Here is a 24,481-nt window from a genome sequence, read left to right as displayed (position 1 = left end):
AATTGCGGGTGGTTGCCGGGGGATTGCGATGTTTCGTGACGATAAAATGATTGAGGCGGGCGGGGTCCTCTCGTTGCAGGCCTTGGAGGGTGTCGACATGAGCAATCATGAAGGGCAGCTGAATCTGATCCTCGTCGTTGATGACGATGAACTGGTTCGCCGCATGATGTGTGATGCACTGGTCGCCGCGGGATTTGCCGTGGTCGAGGCCGCCAGCGGCGAAGCAGCCGTGGACCAGTTCCGTGAACGGGAGCCAGCGGGGGTGCTGCTCGACGTTCATCTGCCGGGGATCGATGGTTTTGCTACCTGTCGTGAGTTGCGGAAACTCCCCGGGGGGGATCTGACCCCGATCCTGATGGTGACTGTGACAGCCGACCCGGAGCTGATCCACCTCACCTTTGAATCCGGGGCCACCGATTTCATTGCCAAGCCGGTCGATCCGACCATTCTCGGCTACCGGGTGCGGTACATGCTGCGAGCCGCCCGCGTCGCCCAGGAATTGCGCCGAAATCAGGAACGGCTCCTCCTCTCCCAGCAGATTGCCGGTCTTGGCTACTGGGAGTGGGACCTGCAAAGCGACCAATTGACCCTCTCTTCCGAGGCGCAGATCGTGTTCGGATTCCCTGCGGAAGAGGCCGTCGATTACCGCAGCTATCTCACCCGTGTTCATCCCGAAGAGCGCCAGGTGGTCGATCTCGCCCTGAAGGAGTCGTTAGACGGCCCGCAGGATTTCAATCTCGAACATCGGATTCTCTGGCCCGACGGCCAGGTTCGCCATGTCCACGCCCAGGCCCGGGTGGTGCGCGACAGCGAGGGGAAGGCCATCCGGGTCAACGGGACGTTGCATGATGTCAGTGACCGCCTGCAGACCGAGGCGCGGCTGGTCGAGAACCAGGCGCATCTCAACTATCTTGCCTACCATGACGCCTTGACCGGGCTTCCCAACCGGCTCCTCTTCCAGGATCGTTTCAACCATGCCATCGCCCGTTCCCGGCGCCTTTCGTACCAGGTGGCGATCCTCTTTCTTGACCTCGACCAGTTCAAGAAGGTGAATGACTCCCTCGGCCATGAAGTCGGTGACCAGCTGCTGCGCGAAGTGGCCGGACGGCTGCGCGGCTGCGCCCGCGAAGCCGATACCCTGGCGCGCCTTGGCGGCGATGAATTCGTCCTGTTGCTGGAAGAGGTCGACGGGATGAACGCTGCCAGCGCCGCGGCCAAAAAGATTATCAAACGGCTACTGCCGACCTTCCGGGTCGGCGGCTTTGAACTCTATACCACTGCCAGCATCGGCATCGCCCTTTACCCCAGCAACGGCACCAGCGTCGAGGAACTGATGAAATGCGCCGATGTCGCCATGTACCGGGCCAAGGAGCGCGGCCGCAACAATTTCCAGTTCTACACCCCGGACATGAATGCCCGGGCCCAGGAGATGCTGCTGCTCGAGAGCGGCCTGCACCAGGCTCTCGAACGCGGGGAGTTGGAAATCTACTACCAGCCCCAGTTGGAGATGGAAAGCGGCGAGTTCATCGGCACCGAGGCGCTGCTGCGCTGGAACCACCCGACCCGCGGCCTGCTCCTCCCCGCCGAGTTCCTCCCGCTGGCGGAGGAGACCGGCCTGATCCTGGCGATGAGTGACTGGGTGCTGCACACCGCCTGCCGGCAAAACCGGATCTGGCAGGAGGCTGGCTATCCGCCGATGCCAGTGGCGATCAACATCACGCCGCGGATGTTCCAGCAGGCCCTGCTGCTGCGGATGGTCTCCCGGGCGCTCTCCGCATCGGGACTGGAGGCCCGCTACCTCGAGCTGGAAGTGACCGAGAGCATGATCATGGACAACGTCGAGGCGGCGATCCAGACCATGACGGAACTGAGCCGGATGGGCATTTCCCTGGCGATTGACGATTTCGGCACCGGCTACTCTTCCTTAAGCTGCCTGCGCCGGCTGCCGATCAACAAGCTCAAGATCGACCGGATCTTTGTCGGCGATCTGACCAACAACAAGAATGACGCGGCGATTGCCGCTTCGGTCATCGCCCTGGCCGAAAGCATGAATTTCGGTGTTATCGCAGAAGGGGTCGAAAACGAAGGACAACGGTGCTTTCTCCAGGAGCGGGGCTGTCGTCAGGCCCAGGGATTCTTCTTTGCCCGTCCCCTGCCGGTGGCCCAGGTGGAAAAGTTGTTCCGGCGACCGTCCCCGGTCGACCGGGGCTGAGCGCCAGCCAGCAAAAAGCCCCCGCTGGGATCCCGGCGGGGGCTTTTTGCTGGCTGGCGGCGGGATCACCAGCGGTTGAGCCGGTGGCTGATCAGGTAGTCGGCGCCCTGATAGTAAGCCTGGGTGTCCGCGATGATCGCCCGGGTGGCGGCCTCGCCTTCCCCCTCGAATTGTTCCCCGGGGCCCGGGTGATCGACCACTGTAATCTCGCGCTGGGGCGAGAGGTAGGCGAGGTGGTCGCTTTCAAGCAGGCCAAGGCGCTGGTAATTGCCGATCAGCGCCCGTTCCCGGGGGGCCGGAGCCAGCAGGTCCTGGCCGAAGAACTGACTGCGGTAATTGAAATGGAGCAGGCCAAGGAGGGTCGGTGCCACGTCGATCTGGCTGGAGAGGGTATGGTTGACCCCGGGAGCGACGTGCCCGGGCGCATAGATGAAAAGCGGGATCTGGTAGTTGGCGATGGGGAGGGCGTCCCTGCCGGCGCTCCCGGCGCAGTGGTCGGCGAGAATGACAAAGACGGTTTTGCTGAACCAGGGATGGTTGCTGGCTTCCTCGAGGAGGCGGCCGAGGGCGTAGTCGGTGTACTTCACCGCGCCGGCGCGCCCGGAGCCGGAGGGGATGTCGATGACCCCCTCCGGGTAGGTATAGGGACGATGGTTGCTGGTCGTCATCACCTGGAAGAAGAAGGGCTGGCCACTCCGATGGTCCCGGTCCGCTTCGGCGATCACCTTCTTGAACAGATCGCCATCGGCAATCCCCCAGGCATTTTCAAAGCTCACCTCGGTGGAAGCGAAGTCGGCCCGATCGATGGTGCGATAGCCGTTGCCGGCGAAGAAATCGTTCATATTGTCGAAGTAGCCGTAGCCACCGTAGAAGAAGACCGGGTCATAGCCGTGGTCCTTGAAGACCTTGCCGAGGTTGAAGACCCTGGCGTTGTCGGGGCGTTTGACCATCGACCGCCCGGGGGTGGGCGGCAGTGAAAGGGTGACCGCTTCGAGGCCGCGGACGGTACGGGTGCCAGTGGCATAAAAGTGATCGAAGACGAGGCTCTGCGCGGCCAGCCGGTCAAGGTTCGGGGTGAGGTTCTCCTGGTTGCCGAAACTGCCGAGAAACCCGGCGCTGAGGCTCTCCACGGTAATCAGGATGACGTTCAGCTCTTCCTTCGGGGCCGAGGCGCGAATGTCACGGCTGATATCGAAGGTGTCGTCGTTGGTATAGTGGCTGTTTGATCCCGCCAGCAGGCGGCGCAGCCGCTCGGATAGCTCCCGATCGGCGCCGAGGCGATAGAATTGCCGATAGTCCATGGTGTTGTTGCGGAATGCCGCCACGAACTGGTAAGGCCCGTTGGCGGCCAGCTCGTTCTGGTAGCGGTTGGTCGAAAACTCGTGCAGCTGCTGGCCGAGGAGGCCGGCGGCGAGAAGCGGCAGCAGCAGCAGCGCAAGCCCCTGGCGCAACCGCGGCCGGAAGGGCTGGCGAACCGCGAGGGCGCGGACGATGAAACGGCGCAACAGGGCCAGGACGAGCAGGCTGGCCAGCAGCATCGCGCCGACCAGGCGGAAAAAGGGGTAGGATTGCAGGATGTTGTCGGTCACTTCGCGGCGGTAGATCAGGTAGTCGACGGCAATGAAGTTAAAGCGCACCCCGAACTCATCCCAGAAGAGCCACTCGGCCGTCGCGGTGAAAAAGAGGAAGAAGCAGAACGCGAAGGTTGCCGCATAAACGACCCAGAGAAACGGCCGGCTGTGCAGGATGCGCTCAGGCAGAAAGATGAGCAGCAGCAGAAAGGGGGTGGCGAGATAGGAAAAAAAAGCGAGGTCATAAAGCAGGCCGATGCCGAAGATTGCCACCAGGTGGGTAGGGGCCAGAGCGAGGTCGGCGGCCTGGCGCACCAGCAACAGGGTGCGCAGGACCGTGCTGAGGCCGAGAAAGGCGCCAAGGTAGGGAAGAAAAAGGCGAAAACGAGATAACGATAATGACATTTAGGCCTCGTGGTCAGAATGAGCTTGGTATTAAGAATTGCAGCAGGAGAAAATATGAATCGTATACGAGCGGGGAACTATAGCCGGCCAATCTTAAGGGGGCCTTAAAAGGAGAGTTTCTTTTCGGCCTATGCTTTTCGCCGCGGGAGCCCTCGGTTAGACTCCCGAGAGCGGAGCACGGCAATGAACGGGGCCAAGAAAGAGGAGTGAGGATGCGCTTGTTGCTGGTCGAGGATGACCCGATTATCGGGGATGGAATCCGGCGGGGTTTGCGCCAGGATGGTTTTGCCCTTGATTGGGTACGGGATGGAGATGAAGGGGAACTCGCCCTCGGCACCCAGGTTTACGACCTGCTCCTGCTCGACCTCGGTCTGCCGGGGCGGCCCGGACTCGAGCTGCTTCGGGAATTGCGCCAGACCGGCAGCGATCTCCCTGTGGTGATCCTGACCGCCCTCGATGCCGTTGCCGAGCGGATCGCCGGGCTGGATGCCGGCGCTGATGACTATCTGGTCAAGCCTTTCGATCTCGATGAACTGGCCGCCCGCATCCGGGCGGTGTTGCGCCGGCGGCAGGGGCGGGCGGCGCCCCTGCTGGTCCACGGGGCCTTGCAGCTTAACCCGGCCACCCACGAAATATCCTGGCATGGCGAGCCGGTCACCCTCTCCAGTCGCGAATTCCGGCTCCTCGAGGCCCTCCTCGAACGCCCCGGCGCGGTCCTCTCCCGCGCCCGTCTCGAGGAGCGCCTCTACGGCTGGGGCGAAGAGGTGGAGAGTAACGCGGTAGAGGTTTACGTTCACAACCTGAGAAAGAAACTGGGGGCGGAGGTTATCCGTACCGTGCGCGGGGTCGGCTACCTGCTCGGGGGCGAATCATGAAATCGCTCCGTCGACGTTTGCTGACCTGGCTGCTGCTCGGCCAGCTGCTGGCGGTGGGCGCCGCCGGCATTGTCACCTACCTGCAGGTCGAGCGGGAACTGCGGGACCTGGTCGATGACCAGCTGCGCCTGGCGGCCAACGGCCTGGTGGTGGCAACGGGTTTCCGGGAGGGGGGCGGTGTTTCCTCCCGGGACAACAAGGATGAGTTGCGGCTTCAGGTCTGGGAGGGTGACCGCCTGGTCTTCTCCTCCCCATCGGACTTCGCACTCCCCCGCGGCGCGCGGCCCGGTTTCAGGACCAGTACCTGGTATGGCCTGGACTGGCGCAGCTACCTGCTGACCGACGAAGAGCGCACGATCCAGCTCTCTCAGGCCCTCGACGAGCAGTTGGAGACAACGGTGGAGGTGGCGTTTTCCAGTATCGGCCCGGTCCTCGGGCTGATCCCGGTACTGGCGCTCCTGGTCTGGTTTGGGGTCGGTTTCGGCATGCGGCCGCTGGGACAGCTGGCCGCCGCCCTGGAGCGCCGGCGCCCCGACACCCTGCAGCCCTTGCCGGTGGCTTCACAGCCCCGCGAACTCCAGCCCCTGGTGACAGCACTCAACCTCCTGTTGCGCCGCCTCGAAAGTGCCATGGAACTTCAGCGCAAGTTCATTGCCGATGCTGCGCACGAACTCCGCACCCCTTTGGCCGCCGTCCAAATCCAGGCCCAGCTGCTGGAACGGCCGCAAACGGATGCCGAACGGCAGCTCACCATCGGCCAGATCCGCGGCGGCATCTCCCGCGCTGCCCACCTGGTGCAGCAGTTGCTGATCCTGGCGCGACTCGCCCCCGAAGGACGCCGGCGTGATCTGGTCCGGGTCGATCTCGGCCGCCTGGCCAGGGAGGTCGCTGCCGAATTTGCGCCGCTGGCCCTCGCCGCCGGGATCGATCTTGGCGTCGTCTGCCATGATCCGGTCAGCGTGGACGGGGACGCCGACAGCCTGCAAACCCTGCTTGGCAATCTCATCGACAATGCGATTCGCTACTCGCCCCGGGACGGGCAGGTCGACATCGCCCTTTTCGCGGCGGACGGGAGCGTGGTCTGCGAAGTTCGGGATGCGGGGCCGGGCATCCCTCCGGCGGAGCGGGAACGCGTTTTCGACCGCTTTTACCGCTGCCTTGGCAGCGGGGTCGAGGGGAGCGGGCTCGGTCTGGCCATCGTCCGCGAGATCGTCGAACAGCATGGCGCAGCGATCGAACTGGGAGATACCGGCGCGGGGAAGGGGCTCAGGGTCAAAATTACCTTCCCCGCCGGGGGGGCGGCAGGGAAGGTGGTCAGAAGCTGACGTCGTCCTGGTGGGAGTCGAAAATTTCGGCGAAGCTCTCCTTGACCTGGATAAAGGCCTGCAGGACCTGCGGATCGAAATGTTCCGGCCGGGTCCGACCGTCCCCCTCGATGATGATCGAACAGGCCTTCGCGTGTTCGAAGGCCGGCTTGTAGGGGCGCTTGCTGCGCAGGGCATCATACTGGTCGACGAGCATGACCAGGCGGCCTTCGAGGGGAATCTCCTCCCCCTTGAGGCCGTTGGGGTAGCCGGTGCCGTCCCAGCGTTCGTGATGATTGAGGGCGATGGAGGCGGCGAGGCGAATATCCGGGTGGGAAGAACCTTCGAGAATGCCTTGGCCGATCACCGTGTGGGACTGGATGGTTTTGAACTCGTCCGCGGTCAGGCGCCCCGGTTTGAGCAGGATATTGTCGGGGATGCCGATTTTGCCGACGTCGTGCATGATGCTGGCAAAGCCAACATTCTCGACAAAATCGGTCGGCAGTCCCATCTTCTCGGCCAGAACCCGGGTGTAGAGCCCGATCCGCTTGATATGAGTGCCGGTATCGTCATCGCGGTATTCCGAGGCGATGATCAGGCGCTGGATCATCTCCTTGCTCGCCTCGGCAAGCCGCGCCAGGGCCGCGGAGAGTTCTTCGGTGCGGATTTTCACCGTTTCTTCGAGGGTCTTCTTGTAGTTCCGCTCCATCTCCCGCAGGCGCAAAAAGTCGACAGCCTTCTTCAGGGCGTGCTCAAGCTGCAGGGGCCGGTAGGGCTTGATAAGAAAGTCCGTCGCCCCCATCTTGATCGCCTCCACCGCGGTATCGAGCTCGGCATAGGCCGTCATCAGGATCACCGGCAGCTCGGGCGACTCGATGTGGATCTGCTCCAAAAGCTGAAGGCCGTTGATTTCCGGCATCTTGACGTCGGTGATGACAACGTCGATCGGCTCGCTGCGCAATCTCTCCATAGCCGTCTCGGCCCGCTCACAGCTGGTGACCTCATAGTCAAATTCGCGAATCAACATGGCGGTCGATTCGAGGGTATAGGGATCGTCATCGACGACCAGGATATGTGGCTTCGTTTCCATCAGCCCTCCTTTATGGCCGCAGGTTAATCCTGTCGGCCAGTTGCCATCAACGGAAAATGAGTGTGAAGGTGTTCCCTGCGCCGGGGGCGTTGTCACAGGTCAGGATCCCCCGGCTTTGCTGCATGATGCCGAGGGCCACGGAGAGCCCGAGGCCGGTCCCCCGGCCGACCTCTTTGGGGGTGAAGAATGGTTCAAATATACGGGAAATTATTTCTTTGTCCATCCCCGTCCCGGAATTCTTGGAGGTCAGCTGGAGGGAACGGCCGAAGGGCGGGTCGTCATGCTGATCGAAAAAGGTCCGGTCGAGGGGGGCTGGACCGAGAATACCTGCGGTGTCGCGATTCAGAATCAGTCCCCCCCAAGGCTGGTGCCCGCGGCGGTTAGCCAGCCGCGGGATTAGCCCTCTGCCGGAGACTCCAGTGGCAGGAGGACCGCAAAGGAGGTGCCGGCACCGACGGCGCTGCGGCAGATAATATAACCCCGGTGCTGTTTGACGATGCCGTAGCTGATCGCCAGACCGAGGCCGCTCCCCTCCCCGGTTTCCCGGGTGGTGAAAAAGGGCTCGAAAATGTTCTGCACCATTTCGGGGTCCATGCCGACACCGCTGTCTTGCAGGACAATCCGGGCATACTGGCCCGGTTTGCCGAAGCCATGCTGCTGACGAAAATCGTTGGTCAGCAGATAGTGTTCGAGGGTCACGGCGAGACTGCCGCCGGTGGGCATTGCCTGCCGGGCGTTGGTCGCCAGGTTGAACAGGACCTGCTCGAGTTGGGCGGGATCGCCGGTAATCCAGAGGGGTGCGGCGGGTAGGATCTGGCTCAGGCGGATTTTGCCGCCGAGCAGGGAAGGGAGGACGTGGAGGAATCGCGTCAGAAGTTCGAGCAGGTCGAGGCGGCGCATCTGCCCGGGCTGGCTGCGGCTGAAAGAGAGGAGGGCCCGCGTCAGGCCGGCGGCACGGTCGGCGGAGGCGATGATCTGCCGGACCGGCCCGAGCAGGGGTTCCTGGCCGTCAACTTTAATTTCAAGGACGCTGGCATAGCCGATGATCGCCGTCAGGATATTGTTGAAATCGTGGGCAAGGCCGCGGGTCAGGTTGCCGAGGGACTCCATCTTCTTGGCGTATCGCAACTGCCGTTCCAGCCGCTGGCGCTCGGTGATGTCCCGCAGCGAGGCGAGGACCACCTTTTCGCCGTGCCATTCGGTCCACACCCGGCGCAGTTCACAGACCCGTTCCTGATCATTGTCGAGGAGAAGGTGGATTTCATTTGTGGTGCCGGCATCGAGGGGATAACCGAAAGGTTTGCCGATGATCTCTTCCCGGCGGCGTTGCAGCAGCCTTTCCGCGGCCGGGTTGATGAAGCGTACGATCCCCTCGAGGTTGGCAATCAGGATGCCGTCCGAATTCTCCTCGATCAACTGGCGCAGGCGGTTCTCACTCGCTTGCAGATCGCGGGTAAGGGCGTGCAGCTGGCTCTTCAGACGCTGGCGTTCGATGGCGTAGTTGATCGCCCGCAGCAGCGCCGGACCGGTGACCTCTTCCTTGGCAAGATAGTCCTGGGCCCCGGCGCGTACGGCGGCGAATCCGACCTCGCTGCAGTTGAGGCCGGTGAGGACGATTACCGGCAGCTCCGGGCAGCGGCCGGTCAGGATTTCAATTCCCTTCATCCCTTGGGTATCGGGGAGGCCGAGGTCTAGCAGCACAGCATCGGGAGTCTCCCGCTCCAGTTCGGCCAGTCCTTCAGCGAGGGTGGCTGCGTGCCGAAAGTAGTGGGAGCGCCCCCCTTCGCGGAGCATCTCACGCACCAGGCGCGTATCCCCCGGGTTGTCTTCGATCAACAGCAGATTGACGTGGCTGTTCGGCATGCTTCCTTCCGGTCTGGACAGGTTGGGGAATTCAGAATTGTTGCGACCCTTGCTCGATGGTGGCAAAGAGCTCTTCGGCGCTGCGTGGTGCTTCGGGATCGAACCAGGTGGTTGTGCATTGGACCTTCAGTTGGTAGGGGCGCTTTTCGCTGCGGCCAAAGGCTCGCAGGTTTTCCGCCAGGCGGCTGGTGATGACGCTCTGGTAGATTCCCAGCGAGTTGATCGCCAGCACGGCGAATTCGTCCTGGCTGCAACGCGCCAGCAGGTCCGATTTGCGAAAGGTTCGGACCAGGACCTCCGCCAGGTCGAGCAGCGCGGCATCTGCAAGCTTGGCGCCATGGCGCTCGCCGATTTCGGCGAGGCCGAGCAGGCGCAGGCGCACCAGGACCATCTGTTTTTTCATCCGGGTGGCCAGTTCCAGTTGGTGTTCGGCGAAGCGGATAAAGGTGCGGTAGTTGTAGAGGTGGGTCAGCTCGTCCTTGAGGGCGAGGGCGCGCAGCTCCTGTTTCAGCTCCTGGTGCTCGCTCAGGTCGCGCAGGTAGACGATCCGCAGTCCCGCATCGGTGCGTGAGACCTGACTGCGAATCGTTGCCAGCCGCGGCCGGTCGTTGCCGCGGCGGTTGAGCCGTGGCGGGATAAGCTCAATCTCTCGCGGAGGCTGCGCGTCGCTCTCCACCGGCAGCGGATGGTCTAGGAGCTCGTCGGCCGGAAGCCCGAACAGCTCGGCGAGAGCCGGGTTGGCGTAAAGGACCAGGCCGGCAGCATCGGTAATGGCGACTGCCTCGGTGGCGTGATCGATCACATCGAGCAGCAGAGAATTCGAGAGGATGAGAGAGGTCTTTTTGGTGGTCATGCCTGCTCCTGCAACTGGCGGTTGACGAAGATCGGCCGCGGTCGCCAGGCTGCGCGCCGCGGTCCGCATCGCCGGCTATACCTTCGGCAGGCTGACCACCGTCAGCCAGAAGTCTTCGATGGTCTTGATCACCCGGATGAACTGCTCGAGGTCGACCGGCTTGCTGATATAGCAGTTGGCGTGGAGGTTGTAGGACTTGACGATATCCTCCTCAGCCTTGGAGGTGGTCAGCACCACCACCGGGATGCGCTTGAGGTCAGCATCCTCCTTGATCTCGGCGAGGACCTCGCGGCCGTCTTTGCGCGGCATGTTGAGGTCGAGCAGGATCAGGTCGGGTCGGGTGGCCGCGCTGAAGGCGCCGCGGCGGAAGAGGTAGTCGAGGGCCTCGACGCCATCTTTGGCTAAATTCAGCTCGTTGAGGATCTTCCCCTCCTTGAGGGCCTCGATCGTCAGCCGGATGTCGGCCGGGTTGTCTTCGACCAGTAAAATCTTGATCGGAACAGGGTTGGCTACCATGTCTTACTTCGCTCCTCTGAGGGTGAAAAAGAAAGTGGTGCCGGCGCCCGGGCTCGATTCGATCCAGATGCGGCCGCCGTGCTGCTCGATGATCTTCTTCGTCACTGCCAGGCCGATGCCGGTTCCCGGATACTCCTTCTTGCCGTGCAGCCGCTGAAAGATGATGAAAATCTTGCTGAAGTACTGCGGGTCGATGCCGATGCCATGGTCCCGTACCGAGAAAATATATTTGTCCCCTTGGCGGGTCGCCGCAATCTCGATCTGCGGCGGCTTGTCGCCATGAAACTTGAGGGCGTTGGCGATCAGGTTCTGGAAGACCTGGACAAGTTGCGAGCCGGCACCCAGCACTGTCGGCAGGGGGGCGACTTCGAGGGTGGCGCCGCTCTTCTCGATTGCCAGCTTAAGGTTCTGCCGCACTGTGGCCAGCAGCTGGTCGCAGTCGACCGGTACCAGAGCTTCATCCTGCCTGCCGGCGCGGCTGAATGTAAGCAGATCGTTGATCAGCCGCTGCATCCGCGACGCCCCTTCCACAGCAAAGCCGATGAACTCGTCGGCATCGGCGTCGAGACGACCCTGGTAGCGACGGGCGAGGAGCTGGACATAGCTGTTCACCATGCGCAGCGGCTCCTGCAGGTCGTGGGAGGCGACGTAAGCGAACTGCTCCAGCTCCCGGTTGGAGCGCTGCAGGTCGGCGACTGTCTTTTTCAAAGCCTGCTGGGCCGCCTTACGCTCGCTGATGTCCTCAATCACTTCGATGAAGCCGGACCCCCTTCCGGACTCATCCTGAAGCGGGAAGGCACGGATGCAAACCTCGACCCGCTGGCCGTCCTCCAGCTCCCCTTGCGTCTCCACCTCCTCAGGTTTGCCGGAGCGTAGGGCGCGGCTCCCCGGGCAATGGTCGCAGACCCCGTCACGCCTTTCAAATTCCTGGTAGCAGTGTTTACCGACGAAGTCGGCGGCGGGGCGCTTGAGGATCCGCCCCTGGGCGGCGTTGGTCATCCGGACGCGGTAGTCGGCATCAATCAGGGTAATGCCGAGGTCGATATTTTCCACCAGCGAACGGTAGAGCCCTTCCTTTTCGTTGATCCGTCGCACCAGGCGGTGACCGGTGCGGTTGATGGCCAAACCGGCCACCAGGGCCAGAACGAGAGAGACCCCGCTGGCAATAAAGCCGGCCCGCCAGAAGGGGGCGCGGATCTCCGCCAGGTCGACCTTCGCCACCAGCCCCCAGGCGGGGCCTGCCACCGGCTCGTAGGCCGCCAGGACCTGCTCGCCGCGGTAGTCGAGGCCGATCATGCTCCCCGCCTGGCCGGCCAGGGCGCGGCGCATCGGCGCGGCCTTGCTGTCATTCAGGGGAACCGGCTGCGGCCGGGTAAGGTCAAAATGGCGGTGGCTGAGGAGGAAGACGATCTGGCCCTGTTCGATCCGCGCCAGGGTGAATTCACCGGTTTCACCGAAGCCGGCAAACTGGGCATGGGCCTCGCGGAGCTGGTGCAGGGCGGCTTCGGCGGCATCGCCGTAGGAAGCGTTTATCGGGTTGGAAGAGTGGTGCTCATACCGGTATAACGTCTCGATCAGCCGGGCCTCGGAGCTGACCAATTCACGCAGCCGTTCGCGCTGCCCTTCCCGGGCGGCGCGGTAGGAGATGGTCAGGGCGAGGACGGTGGCAAAGAGGACCAGGCTGGTGACGGTGAAGATCAGCAGCAGGATCTGCTTGCGGTCGGTGCTGTTGCCCTGCTGGTCCATGCTGTCCCTCTTCGAGATTAAAGAGCAATGCCCATCGGTTCATTGCGATGGGCATCCAGTTCCCTTGGTTTGAAGCTGGAACCCTTGCCATCTCTTTGGCAGCCCGGTTCTTTCCTTAGAGACCCGTGGTTTTGCGGGGCCCGATTGACCTGATTTTGCTCCTGTTCAGAAGGGCGGGCTGATTGGCGTTGCTGAGCAATTAAATAACCGTACTCGTTGCGGTGGAATTGTCAAGAAATCAGGCTATTTATAACTTCAGTCGTCGTTAATGCAGGTGTTTTCATCGCGCGCCGGTATGCCGTATCGCGAACCCGGTTTGGCGTAGCAGATTCTTGCCGAAAGCCGGAACCGACCGCAAATGGGAGAGGGAAAAACAAAAGGGACCTGCTGCTGCGCAGGTCCCTTGAAAGATTTTGGTTGCGGGGGAAGGATTTGAACCTCCGACCTTCGGGTTATGAGCCCGACGAGCTACCAGACTGCTCCACCCCGCGACAACGGACCCGGACTATACGCGATGCAAAATTGGATGTCAACCACCTTGTCGGGAAATAATGGCGTCGGGACGCCGGAGCGGGCAAGCTTGTCCGGGGCGGGGAATTCCTGTATAAGGGGGGCGCAAAGCGAACGATTCCAACGGCGGCGACAGGACCTTATCCCATGGCAGTCTTGACCATCGAACTTGATGCGGCCCTCGCCCTGCGCGACCGCGGTGCCCTCTTTATCGACGTGCGCTCCCCTTCCGAGTTCGCCGAGGCGACCATCCCCGGCGCGGTCAACCTGCCGATCTTCGACGACGCCGAGCGCGCCGCCGTCGGTACCATCTACAAGCAGGAGGGGAAGGCGGCGGCCCGGCGCCTCGGGGTGAAGCTGGTGGCGCCGAAGATCCCGGCTTTCGTCGAAGAGGTCGAGACGCTGCTGGCGGGGGGACGGCCGCCGGGGATCGTCTTCTGCTGGCGCGGCGGCATGCGCAGCTACGCCATGACCAGCTTCCTTGACCTGGCCGGCCTGCCGGTGCGCCAGCTCAGCGGCGGCCACAAGGTCTTCCGCGCCAGGGTGCGGGACTTCCTCGCGGCCGGGGCCTGGGGGCGGCTGCTGGTGCTGCGCGGCCTCACCGGGGTCGGCAAGACCCGGCTGCTGCACCTGCTGCGGGAGAAGGGCTACCCGGTCCTCGACCTGGAAGGGCTGGCCAACCACCGCGGCAGCGCCTTCGGCGGCCTCGGTCTCGGCCCCCAGCCGAACCAGAAGAGTTTCGAGGCGGCCCTCTGGGACGAGCTGCGCCGGATCCCGCCGGGCGCCTGGGCCCTCGCCGAGGGGGAGAGCCCGCACATCGGCCGCCTGGTGCTGCCGAAGCCGGTCTACACCGCCCTGCAGCTTGAAACCACCCTCTGGATCAACGCCTCCCTCGCCTTTCGCAGCGCCGTCATCCTCGACGACTACCCGGCGCGCGACGAACTCAAGGCAGCATTTGTCCGGCCCCTCAAGGCGCTGCGCGAGCGGCTCGGTGCCGGGAAGGTCGAGGAACTGCTCGAGATGCTGGAACGGGGGGAGTGGGAGGCCTTGGTCGCCGAGCTGATGGTGCGTTACTACGATCCCCTCTATCGCCACACCCGCCCCGCGAATCGCATCGAGATCGACATCGAACCGCTGGCGGAAGGGATCGCCCGGGTGGAAGCGGCGATCAAAAAGGTGCTGAATGCGTAAGTGCTGAAGTGCTGAAGTGCTGAAGTGCCGGCTTTACTTTTTCCCGGGGCGGGAGGATAATCCTGGCCAGCGTCGCGGGAGGAGTACCGTGGAAAAGATCATCGGTCTGAAAGAGTGCAATTCCCTTTGCCGCAAGTGCCTGCGCGCCTGTCGGCAGCCGGCGGCGGCGCTGCTCCTCGACTGTCCCCGCTTTTTGCCCCGCCCCTTCAAAATCGACCAGCCCCGTTACGATCAGCTCGACCTGTTCGGCGAATGAACCCAGGAAGGGTTGCCTTCGTCCCCTTGTCCCGACCCTGTGCTCCCCCTGCCGCCTCTTTCCCGGAGGCAACTTCCCGCCAAGCGAAATGGTTTGATGGAATTTCTATTCCGCGAAAAGGGATTAAATTGTTGACAACCGGAGGATTAATGAATTAAGGCTGGCTGGTAGGGTTCGCTCTTCTTTGCACAACGTCGCCGATACTCGACCTCAATCGCCACGGAGGCCGGATGATATCGAGGACCAAACTCCTTCCGCCGTCATCTCCCGTCCATCTCGTCTTAAGGGGCCGCCTCTTCGACCGGCTCCGGCTGGGGGTGCGCCAAAGGCTGACGTGCCTGTTCGCCGGCGGCGGGTGGGGCAAGTCGGTGCTGCTCTCCTCCTTCCTGCAGGAACACGATTTTCCCTTCGTCTGGTACAGCCTCGATCCCACCGACAGGGACCCGATGCGCTTCCTCGCTCATATATCCGAGGGGTTCAGAAGGCGGACCGGCCAAGTCGGGCAAAGGGCCCTGGAGGAAATTGCCGCCGTCGGCGAAGGCGGGGACTGGCATTTCGTCTTCGCCACCCTGCTCAACGAAATCCTCGACGGGATTACCGAAAAACACCTGCTGATTCTGGATGATTACCAGGCTCTCGACGGGGACGAGAGGGTGGCCGAAGTGGTTGCGGCCCTGCTGCGCCTCTCCCTGCCGACCGTTCACGTCATCCTTTCGTCCCGGGAAAGACCCGATTTGCCTCTGAACCGGCATCGTGCCCATGGGGAGATCTCCGAGTTGGGGCCGGACGACCTGCGGTTCACCGGTGTGGAGATTCGGGACCTGTTTCGCACCAGCTACGGGCTCGAACTCGATGCGCAGCAGCTCGATGCCCTGCAAACCTACACGGAAGGGTGGGCCATCGGCTTGCGCTTGACGGGGGAGGCGCTGCTGGGCAAGCCGCCCGAAACGGCCGCCGCCCTTCTTGGCGACAGAGGTTTTGAGAAGCTGATCTTCCAGTATTTTGACGAGGAAGGTTTTCGGAAGATGCCGGAACCCCTGCGCGACTTCCTGAAAACGACCTCCATTCCTCATCGGTTTACCCCCGCCTTGGCCGGACAGCTGACCGACAGGGACGACCCGGACCGGATTATCGAGGACCTCCTAGGGAAGGAGCTGTTCCTGATCCGCCTGGACGAGGAAGGGCACTGGTACCGATACCACCACCTTTTCCGGGATTTTCTGCTGGGCCGACTTCAGGCCGAGGACGCGCCACGTCTGGTGGCCGATCTGCACCGGCGGGCCGCCGGCTATTTTCGGGCCGAAGACGACCTCGACGAGGTGATCTATCACGTCTTGCAAGTCTGCGATTATGCGGCGGCTGCCTCCATCATCGAGCAGCGGATCGATTTTACCTTCTCCTCCAACTTTGCCCAACGTCTCAAATACTGGCTGACCCGAATCCCCGAAAAGGAGATTGCCGCCTACGGGGGCTTGCTGTTCGGCAAAGGATGGGCGCATTACGTCGGCGGCCAGTGGCGGGTGGCCAGGGAATATCTGGTCGCGGCCTTGGAGAAGGCGGCCGGAGAGGGCGACAAGGGCCTGCTCGGCAAGGCCGTCTATTTCCTGTTGGTGATGCACATCAGTTGGGAGGAGTTCGGAGAGGTGAAGCGCCTGGTGGAGAAGACCCTGCCGATTTTGCCTCTCGATTCCCCGGAGATGGCGCAGAGCGCCATCATGTACGCCATCGCCCTCATGTTCCGCAACCGGCCTGCGGCGGCCGGGATGATCTGGAATGGCCTCATTCACCACCCCAGGGCCCGGCAGAATCCGATTGCCTTCTATACCGCCCTGGCCGGCATGGGCTACATGTACCATCTGCCCCAGGGGCGATTTACCGAAGCGGCGCGGCAGATCGAGGACGCCCTGGCCCTGACCGGACCTTGCGACCCCTCCGGAGTGCGTGGCATGTTTCTCCATTTCCTCGCCGGGGTGTGGCAGGAGATGGGGCGTTTCGAAGCGATCCCCGCCATTGCCGGCGAGGCGGCCGAGGAGATGAGGAAGAGGGGACTGATCTTCACCCTGCCTTCGGTCCTCGCCCTGACGGCGGTCAGTGCCCTCAGTTGCGGCGATGTGCCCAGGGCGCGCCAGACTCTGGGGGAGGCCGACGACATCTTGGCCCACACCGACGTCCGTCACGTCTGGCGACAGCACGACAACCTGGTGGCAAAAACCTTGTTCGCCGTCCACGACGGCGACAAGAGTGCCTTTTTCGCCCATGCCGACCTGGCGGTGGCCACGGCGGCGAAAAACGACGATCCTTTTGCCTGTTACCAGGTGGCCTGCCATCTGGCACCGCATTACGCTGCCTTTGGGGCCGCGAGGGAGGCGCGCGGCCTGCTGGAGGATGCCGCCGCCAGGATGTCGGCGTTCGGCAATCCCTATGGCGAGGCGCGCAGCCGGCTGCTATTGGCCGCGGTTGCCTATGACCAGGGCGACCTGCCCCCGGCCCGGGAACAGTTGTCCGCCGCTCTCCGACTCGGCGAGGATAACGCCTACGATTTTCTGTTTCTGAGCAAGGAACGGGCAATTGCGGCCAGGATGCTCCCCTTGGCTCTCGCCTGGGGTCTGCATCTTCCCTACGTCTCCCGTTTATTGGGCCAATTGCCCCAATGCGGCGACCAGGTGCTGTCCTTGCTGGGAAGCGCCGGGCGGGAGGCGCTGCCGATGGTGGCCGAGGTTTTGGCCGATATGGGCAGCCGGGGGGCGGAACGGGCGCTGGTGGATCTGTTCAAAGACCCTTCGCCGGAAGTAAGAAGGACGGCCCGAAAGGTCGTCGCGCGGATCCGGGCCCTCCCACCCGTCCCCTTAAGAGTGCGGATGCTCGGAGAGTTCAAGGTATCGGTCGGCGACCGGGAGGTTCCGGGTTCCGCCTGGAAAAGGCGGATGGCCCGCTCGGTTTTCAAATACCTGCTCCTGCACAAGGAGCGGGAAATCGGCAGCGATAGGCTGCTTGGGACCTTTTTCCCGGACGTCGAGGCCTCCGATGCCGCCAAGCGCCTGCACCAGGTCACCAGTGTCCTGCGCACCGTCCTGGAGCCAGGGATTTCCACGAAACGGGAATCCTCCTACCTCAAGGCCGTTGACGGCTCCTATCGTCTGATCCTTCCGGAGGGCTCCTGGATTGATGCCTTCGCCTTCGAGGCGCTATGTGGCGAAGGGAGGCAATTGCAGGACGCCGGCGACCACGGTCGGGCCATCTCCTGCTACGAATCGGCCCTCGGGCTCTTTCGGGGCGATCTTCTGGAGGAGGATCTCTTCGAGGAGTGGATCGACCCGTTCAGGGTGCGACTCACCGCGCTTTTTCTCAAGACTCTGAGAAAATTCTCCCGACTTCTGTTCGACCGGATGGACTACGAGCGCTGCCTGGAGGTCCTGGCTCTTGCCGCTGAACGGGAGCCCTGGGACGAAGTCGGCGCCTTGCTCACCATGAAATGCTATCTGGCCCTGGGCGATCGTGCCAAGGCTGTTCAAACCTACCAAAGGTGCCAATCCGCACTCAAGGAGGAACTGGATCTCGCCCCAGGGAAGGCCTTGACCGCCTTTTACCGGACCCTGACGGCTTGATCCTGCGTCTTCGACCTGTTCCTTCAGCTTGCTCGGCATAAGTTCCCCAGCGTCCCCTTGTCAGTGATTTGTCAGTGAAGGGTGGTATTAAAACCCCGTACTTCGATGGCCGTTGAGGTCGGCGCGGGGATGGTCTCGGGCTCCAAACGTCGGCCTGTGGGCAGGGCGGATATGCCGGCGCGTTGGTTCGGAATTTTTTCAGGGAAGGAGGTCGTTTTATGAAGCAGTTCAGTATCGGCAGGCTGGTTCGACTGATCCTGATGGTGGCAGTGCTTGGGCTGTTCGTCGCCGGTTGCGGCGGCGGGGGAGGCTCCTCGGCGGGGGACGGCGGCTCGGGCGGCCTCTCTCCCGTCATCCCGGCCACCACCAAGCTCCTCGATTCGGCCACCCTGGCCGAGCTCAGTGCGGCGGCGGCCGACGGCAGCACCCTGACCTTCGCCGCCGCCACGCCCCAGTTGCAGGCGCTGCAGAGCGGGGACGTGCTGGTGGTGCCGGCCACCGCTCTCACCCCCGATGGCCTGCTGCGCAAGGTAGTCTCGGTCAGCCAAGCCAGTGGCTCGGTGGTGGTGGCAACCGAACAGGCCCACCTCACCGACGCCATCGAACAGGGCCAGATCGACTTTTCCGAGCCGCTGACCATGGCGGACATCGAAGAGACCTCCTTCATCCACGACGGCATCGCCTTCGAGCCGAGCGTCGCCGCAGCGGCCGGCCCCCGCAAGGCGGCCCTCGGCGAAATGGTACTGACCGTCAACGACCAGTTGATCCAGGGGCTGCGCTTCAAGGGCAGCCTCAAGTTCTCTCTGACCCCGACCCTGGGCATCAAAATCAGCGGTGCCAGGCTCCAGGAACTGACCGCCAAGGCGACCGCCAGCGAGGAGGCGGACGTCCGCCTGATCGGCGATTACCAGCTGGAGGCGCAGAAGGAAAAAGAGATTGGCCAGGTCAAGTTCTCGCCCAAGTTGGTCATGGTCGGAATCGTGCCGGTCTATATCCGTCCGGTCCTCAAGTTCGTGATTGGCGCCAAGGCCGGTATCAATTCCTCCGTCACCACCGGGGTCCACCAGTTCCTTTCCTACACCGCCGGCATCGAGCGGAAAAACGGTGCCTGGAGCGTGATCAACGACCTGACCAAGAGTTTCACCTACACCCCGCCGACCATGGAGGCCAACCTGGAGGCCAAGGGCTACATCACCCCGCGGCTGATCTTCTTCATTTACGGCGTCGGCGGTCCCTTCCTCGGCGCCGAGGGTTATCTCAAGCTCACGGCCGACATCAACGCCGATCCCTGGTGCAACCTGTCGGCGGGGGTCGGCGGCACCGCCGGCGTCACCGGGGAGATCCTCGGCGCCTCCCTCGGCGAGGTGGAGAAGGCGCTGTTTGCCGTCGAAACCCCCCTCTTCCAGTGCAAGCGCCCCTACATGCAGGTTCTGGACACCGCCGACCGGTCCTTCTCGGGGGTGATCGGCGGTCCCTTCGACCCCGCCAGCTCCAACTACGTGATCCGCTCCAAGGACGGCAGCATCGACTGGTCGGCGGCGAGCGACGTCGACTGGCTGACCATCGCCCCGGCCAGCGGCAGCAACGTCGCCGCGCCCGGCTTCGACACCTTTGCCGTCAGCCTCAACGACAATGCCGAGGCCCTGGGCAAGGGATCCTACAAGGGGACCCTGACCTTCACCAACACCTCCAACGGCGAGGGGAACACCAAACGCTTTGTCTACCTGACCACCCGGGAACAGTCGATGACCGTCGAGCCGGGGCCGGACTCCTACCTGGTCGCCGCCCTGCCCGAAGGAGGGGACTTCTCCGGGCACAGCGTCGACTTCACCCTCGGCTCGGACCTCGGCACCATTGACTACGCGGTCGCCTCCGACGCCGACTGGCTGACGGTGACCCCGGCTTCGGGGAGCGTCGCCGCCGGGATCCCGGTGACGGTGACCCTCAGCGTCGACGACAGCAAGGCGCCGCTGCTGCCGGCCCGCACCCAGACCGCCCGGGTGACCTTCACCAACCAGACCAACCATAAGGGCGACAGCAGCCGCAGCCTCTTTCTGCAGCCGCTGATGAACGTCTCCGGCGGCTATCTTGTCTTCGACTATCCCCAGGGCGGCCCTGCCGGCGCCGACCTGTCCTTCGACATCAGCGCGGTCAACGGGCCGATTCCCTGGACTGCCACCAGCTCCGTCAATTGGCTGCTGGTCTCCGCCGCCTCCGGCGTCGCCCCGGCGGGCGGGGCCTCGACGCTGACCGTGAGCATCGACGACAACAAGGCCAAGAGCTTCGCCCCGGGGACCTATACCGGCGTCGTCACCCTGACCAACACCGGCGCCGGCGCCTTCAGCGACGTGCAGCAAAAGGCCGTGACCCTGACGGTCAAGGCGCCCCTCACCGTCACCCCGGAGGGGGCCGTCAATTTCAGCGGTCAACCTCTCGGTCCCTACCACCCGACCAGCGTCACCTACTCTCTCTCCTCGGACTTTCCCATCGATTACGCGGTGAGCGCCGACGACACCTGGCTCGACGTCACCCCGGCATCCGGGCAGATCACCCCCGGCAACCCCGTTCAGGTCCAGGTTGCGGTGGACGAGCTCTACGCCAATCTCCTGGCCCTGGGACCGCACCAGGCGACCCTGACCTTCGCCAAAACAAACGGCGTCCGCCAGGAGCTCACCCGGCAGGCGAACCTGACCCTGTCCGATAACCCGGTCTGCACCGCGGGGCCGACCAACTTCGGGCCCCTCGACCCGACCACCGGCGCCTATCTCGATCTGGTGGACAGCGACACCTCGGCCTGTTTCTTCAGTGCCGGCTATGTCGGCTCCCTGGAGTTCACTATTCAGCCGGGGACCACCCAGAATTCCGTCTTCGTCATTGACGCCTTGGGCACCGGCTGGTACATGACCAGCGTCACGCCCAACCAGAGCTTCACCCCCAATTGGTTCAACGACCGCAGCCTGGCCTATCTCCCCTTCGACACCGACGTCGCCATCGACCTGACCCGCAAGGATGGGGCCGGCAACGTGCTCGGCTACTACTCGGGGATCTTCCGGGTCAACAGCAGCCCCCTGAGCATGGAGGTCCGGGATTTCCAGAAGCTGCCCTGAAAGCCGGCGCCAGTGGCCGGGGACGGCGCTTCGGTTCGCCGGAAGCCGGGGCGCGGTCGAGCTGCCGGCGCACCGCCTCCAGGTCGATAGCTTCGCCCCAGGGAAAGGGCAGCGGCCGACGTTGCGGGCGCCGGTGCTGCCGCGGCCGAAGGTGCGAATATCCTCGCTGCAGCGCAGGCGGACCAGGTAGAAACCGGTCAGGCAGCCGCCCAACACTTATCAGGCCCCCGGCCGTCAAGGGTAAAAAAGTCCGATAACGAAAAAGGTTTTCCCTCCCGTTCTTTGACATGCGACTGATCACTTAAGAGCCAACCGGGTTCCGGCTTGGGATTCTCTTCTGGCTGCAGACGAATTCTGCTCCAAACACTTATCGAGGCTCTTGATGCAGGGGCCGGTCTTTGTCGACCTGGTTCTCCCTGCCGCCTGGAATCACGCTCGTGCCCTCATGCCGTCCCAATCAAAATAGCGAGGTCCATCTTGGTGCCGATGGCCGCAGTTAGGTGCGGGATCGGGGAAGGGGCAGAATCCGGCGCGGGCCCTTTGGACCATCGCGCAAGCTGTTGGAGCGGGGCGGACCTCCAATCAAAACAAACCGGCTGGCGGAAGTTGGCGGATGATGCGGCCCAAGTCGGGCTGTTGGCCCAGAAGTCTGCGCTTGCTTATGGCCGCCGAGCTTATCTCGCCGCTGTGGTTGCCTCCAGTTAGACGGTCTGGCTGATCCGCCCCCTCCGCGTCAGGCGGCCTTGCGCAGGAACCTGTCCTGGTCGAAGGGCACCTGATTTTTGAGCATGTAATAGACGGCACGACCGAGACGATGGGCCAGGATGGCCAGGGCTTTCCCCTTGCCGTGCTTGCTGGCCAGGCGTTGCAGCATGGTTTGAGCCGGCTTGTTCCCTTTGAGCATCAGCACCACGGCCTCGCCAAAAGCCCAGCGCAGATGGGCGTTGCCGATCTTCTTGCCCGAATGGCCATAATGCTTGCCGTTCGATTCCTTGCCCGGCTTGACCAGCCGGCAATAGGAGGCAAAGTCCTGCTCGCGGGGGAAGCGGGCGATGTCCTCGATCTCGTAGAGCATCACCATGCCGAGGATCTTGCCGACCCCGGGAATCGATTTGAGCAGCGCCAGGTTGATCGGATCATGACCGGTGGCGATGCGCTCCAGTTCCCGCTCCAGTCGATCCAGCAGCTGTTCGTAATGTTCGATGGTGAGCAGGTCGACCTCGACCATGCGACGTACCACCGAATCGGGAAACTTTTTGAGCAGATCACCGCGCTCGCTCGGTTTGGCGATACGTCCCAGCGGCTCGGGGAGGTTGTACTGGGTGGCGGTGTTCTGGATGTGGGCGAAGAGTTCGCCCCGTTTGCGGGCGAGATGATTGCGGCGGCGCAGCAAGTCCCTCGTCGCCCGCATCGGCTTGGGGTAGGTATAGGCCAGCGGAAAAGAACCGCCGCGCAGCAGTACGGCGATCTTGTGGGAATCGATGCGATCGTTCTTGGCCTTGCCGCCGTGAATTGCCTTCATGTAGAGGGCATGACCGAGGACGAAGTCAATCTCCTGCTCGGTGCACAGATCGGCCAGCCAGTACCAGGTAAACATGCACTCGCAGCCGACCACGATGCCGGAGCGGTAGGGTTTGATCAGTCGCAGGAAGTTTTTCGGTTTGGTCGGGATGTTCTGATGAACCACCACCTCGCCGGTCGCATCAAGGATGCAGACGTACATGGCGTCTGCATGCAGATCGACGCCGCAATAGAATTGGTGCTGTTTCGTGTAGAATTTCATGGTGCAGGCTCCTTTCTTTGAGAGGGTTTCTTGTTTCTCAAAGGATACCGGATGGTCCGGTATCTATGGAGGGGGCCTGCACTAGTATCAGGTAGGCCCCGCCGACGATGGGCAGGTCCGAAAGCGTGACCATCGCTTCACCGCCAAGGTTAGGGGGAACTTTAAATGGGTTTAGCAGAAAAGCAGGGGGAGGGAAGGGCGCCGGCGACGATTTCCCGCGGGGTCAGACCGCCAGCCCGTCGAGGAACTCCACCACCATCGGCGTGAACTTCTCCGGCTCGACCAGGAAGGAGTCGTGGCCGTAATCCGATTCGATCAGGTGGTAGGCGACCTCCTTGCCGAGCCCTTCGAGGACCTTGACCACTTCCTCGGTCTGCCCCGGGGGGTAGAGCCAGTCGGAGGTGAAGGCGAACCAGAGCGACGGGCAGTCAAGATGCGCCAGGGCGTCCTCGAGGCCGTCGAAGTTCCAGGCGACGTCATAGAGGTCGAGGGCCTTGGCGAGGTAGAGGAAGCTGTTGGTGTCGAAGCGATCGACGAAGTTCTGACCGTTGTACTTGAGGTAGCGCTCCACCTCGAACTGGCCGAAGAAGTCGAACTGGCCGTCGCGCACCGAATAGCGGCGGCCGAACTTGAGATGCATCGAGGCATCGGAGAGGAAGGAGATGTGCCCCACCGCCCGTGCCAGGGCGAGGCCGTCAGCAGGGGGGTGCTCGGGCTTGTAATTCCCCTTCTTCCACTGGGGGTCGTTGAAGATCGCCTGGCGGGCGAGGGCGTTGAGGGCGATCGCCATCGGCGAGGTGCGGCCGGTGCCGGCGATGGGGATGATCGAACGCACCACCTGCGGGTAGAGGATCCCCCACTCGAGGGCCTGCATTGCCCCCATGCTGCCGCCGATGACGGTGACGAGGGAGGGAATCCCGAGGCGGTCGAGGAGGAGTTTCTGGGCACGCACCATGTCGCGCACCATCAGCACCGGGAAGGTGAGGTTGTAGGGCTTGCCGGTGCGCGGGTTGAGACTGGCCGGCCCGGTGGAGCCCTTGCAGGAGCCGATGACGTTGGAGGAGAGGATGAAGTAGCGGTCGGTGTCGAGGACCTTGCCCGGGCCGATCATGTCGTCCCACCAGCCCGGTTTGCGGTCTTCATTGCTATTGCGGCCGGCGGCGTGGGCATCGCCGGTCCAGGCGTGGCAGACCAGGATCGCGTTGGAGCGGTTGGCGTTGAGGGTACCGTAGGTCTCGTAGGCAAGGGTCAGCGGTCCGAGCAGGCGGCCGCTCTCGAGGCGCAGTTCGGTGTCGAAATGGGCGTATTCAGTTGTGACAATACCGACGGAACCGGTCAAAACGCTACTCCGGAAAATGCAACGGCCCCTTCCCTGGTTCGATGGGAAGGGGCCGTTGGATGCCGGATGCCGGTGGCGAATCGTTCGGGCTCCGTCCTCATCTCGCCCGGTTGCCCGGGCAGGAATTAGCACCTGGCGCCCGCTGGTGCGGACCGGTTGCTGTGGTTTCACAGGGCCTGTCCCTCCACCACTCTTGATAAAGACGCTGCTATGCGGTTGTAAGGCCGAACTCTAGCGGAATGCCGGGACCTTGTC

At 63.2% G+C, this 24,481-nt stretch carries 16 protein-coding genes, 1 tRNA gene and 1 riboswitch; of the genes, 7 read left to right on the top strand and 10 right to left on the bottom strand.

The window, feature by feature from the left end; translation table 11 throughout:
* The first annotated feature begins 28 nt into the window (after positions 1-28).
* A complete protein-coding gene (locus ACYQ8E_RS10285; RefSeq protein ID WP_459860908.1) occupies positions 29-2,212 on the top strand; it encodes a putative bifunctional diguanylate cyclase/phosphodiesterase in 2,184 nt (727 codons plus the stop codon).
* A gap of 65 nt (positions 2,213-2,277) precedes the next feature.
* Here the strand turns inward: ACYQ8E_RS10285 and ACYQ8E_RS10280 are convergent, their stop codons facing one another.
* The gene (locus ACYQ8E_RS10280) at positions 2,278-4,188 is read right to left on the bottom strand and encodes an LTA synthase family protein (RefSeq protein WP_459860906.1); all 1,911 of its coding nucleotides are present in this window, start codon (positions 4,186-4,188) and stop codon (positions 2,278-2,280) included.
* A 212-nt stretch (positions 4,189-4,400) separates the two neighbouring features.
* On the opposite strand from ACYQ8E_RS10280, the gene ACYQ8E_RS10275 reads away from it, so the two are divergent.
* Complete coding sequence (locus ACYQ8E_RS10275; RefSeq protein ID WP_066728893.1) at positions 4,401-5,063, top strand: response regulator transcription factor; 663 nt, start codon at positions 4,401-4,403, stop codon at positions 5,061-5,063.
* Positions 5,060-6,388: a sensor histidine kinase gene (locus tag ACYQ8E_RS10270; protein WP_066728891.1), complete on the top strand. Its 1,329-nt coding sequence runs from the start codon at positions 5,060-5,062 to the stop codon at positions 6,386-6,388. Before ACYQ8E_RS10275 ends, ACYQ8E_RS10270 begins: the two co-directional genes overlap by 4 nt.
* Here the strand turns inward: ACYQ8E_RS10270 and ACYQ8E_RS10265 are convergent.
* The 7 genes from ACYQ8E_RS10265 to ACYQ8E_RS10235 form a co-directional block, all read right to left on the bottom strand.
* Complete coding sequence (locus ACYQ8E_RS10265; protein ID WP_066728890.1) at positions 6,378-7,457, bottom strand: HD domain-containing phosphohydrolase; 1,080 nt, start codon at positions 7,455-7,457, stop codon at positions 6,378-6,380. The two genes, ACYQ8E_RS10270 and ACYQ8E_RS10265, sit on opposite strands and share 11 nt — an antisense overlap.
* Positions 7,458-7,503: 46 nt before the next feature.
* Positions 7,504-7,707, bottom strand: coding sequence for an ATP-binding protein (locus ACYQ8E_RS10260; protein ID WP_442856867.1), 204 nt, complete (start codon positions 7,705-7,707; stop codon positions 7,504-7,506).
* Positions 7,708-7,853: 146 nt separating this feature from the next.
* Positions 7,854-9,320, bottom strand: coding sequence for a hybrid sensor histidine kinase/response regulator (locus ACYQ8E_RS10255; RefSeq protein WP_066728886.1), 1,467 nt, complete (start codon positions 9,318-9,320; stop codon positions 7,854-7,856).
* A 31-nt stretch (positions 9,321-9,351) separates the two neighbouring features.
* Positions 9,352-10,173, bottom strand: a complete 822-nt coding sequence (locus ACYQ8E_RS10250) for a diguanylate cyclase domain-containing protein (protein WP_066728884.1) — start codon at positions 10,171-10,173, stop codon at positions 9,352-9,354.
* A gap of 75 nt (positions 10,174-10,248) precedes the next feature.
* Positions 10,249-10,689 (bottom strand): response regulator, encoded by a 441-nt coding sequence (locus ACYQ8E_RS10245; RefSeq protein ID WP_066728882.1) that lies wholly within the window; start codon positions 10,687-10,689, stop codon positions 10,249-10,251.
* Between the two features lie 3 nt (positions 10,690-10,692).
* The gene (locus tag ACYQ8E_RS10240) at positions 10,693-12,435 is read right to left on the bottom strand and encodes a sensor histidine kinase (protein WP_066728880.1); all 1,743 of its coding nucleotides are present in this window, start codon (positions 12,433-12,435) and stop codon (positions 10,693-10,695) included.
* Between the two features lie 414 nt (positions 12,436-12,849).
* Positions 12,850-12,926 (bottom strand) — tRNA-Met (locus tag ACYQ8E_RS10235).
* Positions 12,927-13,092: 166 nt separating this feature from the next.
* On the opposite strand from ACYQ8E_RS10235, the gene mnmH reads away from it, so the two are divergent.
* From mnmH to ACYQ8E_RS10215, 4 genes are all read left to right on the top strand, one after another.
* Complete coding sequence (gene mnmH, locus ACYQ8E_RS10230) at positions 13,093-14,136, top strand: tRNA 2-selenouridine(34) synthase MnmH (RefSeq protein ID WP_459860903.1); 1,044 nt, start codon at positions 13,093-13,095, stop codon at positions 14,134-14,136.
* An 88-nt stretch (positions 14,137-14,224) separates the two neighbouring features.
* The gene (locus tag ACYQ8E_RS10225; protein ID WP_197463666.1) at positions 14,225-14,392 is read left to right on the top strand and encodes a hypothetical protein; all 168 of its coding nucleotides are present in this window, start codon (positions 14,225-14,227) and stop codon (positions 14,390-14,392) included.
* A gap of 230 nt (positions 14,393-14,622) precedes the next feature.
* Positions 14,623-17,997 carry a winged helix-turn-helix domain-containing protein gene (locus ACYQ8E_RS10220; protein WP_459860900.1) on the top strand — a complete coding sequence of 1,125 codons (3,375 nt, stop codon included), beginning with the start codon at positions 14,623-14,625 and terminating at the stop codon, positions 17,995-17,997.
* A 218-nt stretch (positions 17,998-18,215) separates the two neighbouring features.
* Positions 18,216-21,104, top strand: a complete 2,889-nt coding sequence (locus ACYQ8E_RS10215) for a BACON domain-containing protein (protein WP_066728874.1) — start codon at positions 18,216-18,218, stop codon at positions 21,102-21,104.
* Between the two features lie 733 nt (positions 21,105-21,837).
* Here ACYQ8E_RS10215 and ACYQ8E_RS10210 read toward each other — a convergent pair.
* Complete coding sequence (locus ACYQ8E_RS10210; protein ID WP_066723639.1) at positions 21,838-22,887, bottom strand: IS110 family RNA-guided transposase; 1,050 nt, start codon at positions 22,885-22,887, stop codon at positions 21,838-21,840.
* Between the two features lie 223 nt (positions 22,888-23,110).
* Complete coding sequence (gene metX, locus ACYQ8E_RS10205; RefSeq protein ID WP_066728871.1) at positions 23,111-24,226, bottom strand: homoserine O-acetyltransferase MetX; 1,116 nt, start codon at positions 24,224-24,226, stop codon at positions 23,111-23,113.
* 94 nt (positions 24,227-24,320) lie between these two features.
* Positions 24,321-24,429, bottom strand: a riboswitch (SAM riboswitch).
* Positions 24,430-24,481 lie beyond the last annotated feature (52 nt).

It is taken from the genome of Desulfuromonas carbonis (assembly GCF_054658035.1).
The sequence above is the reverse complement of the archived record's forward strand: the minus strand, read 5'-3'. Positions and strand labels throughout refer to the sequence as shown.

Coding starts and splice junctions, on each gene's coding strand:
- ACYQ8E_RS10240 (WP_066728880.1), bottom strand. CDS start 12,435: ATGGACCAGCAGGGCAACAGCACCGACCGCAAGCAGATCCTGCTGCTG.
- ACYQ8E_RS10250 (WP_066728884.1), bottom strand. CDS start 10,173: ATGACCACCAAAAAGACCTCTCTCATCCTCTCGAATTCTCTGCTGCTC.
- ACYQ8E_RS10280 (WP_459860906.1), bottom strand. CDS start 4,188: ATGTCATTATCGTTATCTCGTTTTCGCCTTTTTCTTCCCTACCTTGGC.
- ACYQ8E_RS10265 (WP_066728890.1), bottom strand. CDS start 7,457: ATGGAAACGAAGCCACATATCCTGGTCGTCGATGACGATCCCTATACC.
- ACYQ8E_RS10215 (WP_066728874.1), top strand. CDS start 18,216: ATGAAGCAGTTCAGTATCGGCAGGCTGGTTCGACTGATCCTGATGGTG.
- ACYQ8E_RS10210 (WP_066723639.1), bottom strand. CDS start 22,887: ATGAAATTCTACACGAAACAGCACCAATTCTATTGCGGCGTCGATCTG.
- ACYQ8E_RS10255 (WP_066728886.1), bottom strand. CDS start 9,320: ATGCCGAACAGCCACGTCAATCTGCTGTTGATCGAAGACAACCCGGGG.
- ACYQ8E_RS10275 (WP_066728893.1), top strand. CDS start 4,401: ATGCGCTTGTTGCTGGTCGAGGATGACCCGATTATCGGGGATGGAATC.
- ACYQ8E_RS10285 (WP_459860908.1), top strand. CDS start 29: ATGTTTCGTGACGATAAAATGATTGAGGCGGGCGGGGTCCTCTCGTTG.
- ACYQ8E_RS10220 (WP_459860900.1), top strand. CDS start 14,623: ATGATATCGAGGACCAAACTCCTTCCGCCGTCATCTCCCGTCCATCTC.
- mnmH (WP_459860903.1), top strand. CDS start 13,093: ATGGCAGTCTTGACCATCGAACTTGATGCGGCCCTCGCCCTGCGCGAC.
- ACYQ8E_RS10270 (WP_066728891.1), top strand. CDS start 5,060: ATGAAATCGCTCCGTCGACGTTTGCTGACCTGGCTGCTGCTCGGCCAG.
- ACYQ8E_RS10245 (WP_066728882.1), bottom strand. CDS start 10,689: ATGGTAGCCAACCCTGTTCCGATCAAGATTTTACTGGTCGAAGACAAC.